Origin of the sequence: Streptomyces beijiangensis, from assembly GCF_017315755.1 — a bacterium.
Taxonomy (GTDB): Bacteria; Actinomycetota; Actinomycetes; order Streptomycetales; family Streptomycetaceae; genus Streptomyces; species Streptomyces beijiangensis.
In genome coordinates, this window is sequence record NZ_JAFLRJ010000650.1 from 1 (window position 1) to 1,167 (window position 1,167).

At 75.8% G+C, this 1,167-nt stretch carries 1 protein-coding gene; it reads left to right on the top strand.

Annotation, left to right across the window (positions count from 1 at the left end; genetic code table 11):
- Positions 1–1,124, top strand: a 1,124-nt coding sequence (locus tag J0695_RS37925; RefSeq protein WP_206969376.1) for a sigma factor-like helix-turn-helix DNA-binding protein, incomplete at its 5' end; no start/stop codon positions are given.
- Positions 1,125–1,167 lie beyond the last annotated feature (43 nt).

Here is a 1,167-nt window from a genome sequence, read left to right on the forward strand (position 1 = left end):
AGGCCGAGGCCGAGGCCGAGGCCACGGCCGTGGCGAAGGCCCCCGCCCGCCCGCACCAGTCCGTGTCCCAGCACACCCGCCCCAGGAACGCGGCCAAACGCGCCGCCAAGCCGCCGGAGACGGGCCCCGCACGCCACGCGCATCACCAGGCGGTGGCCCGTGTCATGGCCGCCGCTGCCGCCCAGCCGTCGAGGCCTTCGCGCAGGGCCGCGGGGGCTTCGGAGCCCCAGGCCCTTGAGGCGCATGCCGTGGCGCAGGACCCGGCTCAGGACCCGGCGCAGCGCGAGGCCGCCGGCCCGCAGCCCCCGGACGGGCCCGGCGCCCGTACCCCCGCCGACGCCTTCGACGCGCTCTACACCCGGACCGCCGCCTCCCTCGTACGCCAGACGTATCTGCTCAGCGGCCGCAGGCGGCTCGCCGAGGAGTCCGTCGCACACGCCTTCCACCTCGCCTGGCAGCGCTGGCCGGAGGTCGCGACCGACCGGGACCCGGAGGGCTGGGTGCGCGCGGCGGCGTACGAGTACGCGATGTCGCCCTGGCACCGGCTGCGCCGCACTCCCCGCCACCCAGACAAGCCTCCCGCCGACCCGGAGCGGCGCGCGTTGTTCGACGCGCTCCTCGCGCTGCCCCCGGTCTACCGCCGCACGCTGCTGCTCTGCGACGGTGTCGGCCTCGGCGTCGCGGACACGGCGGCCGAGACGGAGGCCTCCACCCCGGCCGCCGCCAACCGCCTGCTGCACGCGCGGGCCGCGATTTCGGAGCGGCTGCCGGAGCTCGGCGACGACCCGGACCTGCGGGAACGCCTCGGTTCGCTGCTCGATGGCGACCCGGCGGCCAAGCTTCCCGCTGCGCGTTCCGCGCGTACCGGAAGCGAGCGCAGGACCAAGTTCTGGACGAGGACGACCTTCGTCTGCATCGCCGCGCTCACCTGCGCGACGATCTTCACGCTGGCCACCGCTCCGACGTCGTACGAGAAGCCGACACCCACCGGGGCGTACGTCACCGGGGTCCCCACGCCCCACAGCGGACCGGAGCGGCTCACCACCGCGGACGAGAAGCTGCACCGGAAGCTGCGCGCCGAACCGGCACACGGTCCGGGCCATCTGGTCCCCGACACGCGCTGAGACACGCAGACGCGGGACAACGCGACGCGGGCCCGTACCCCTG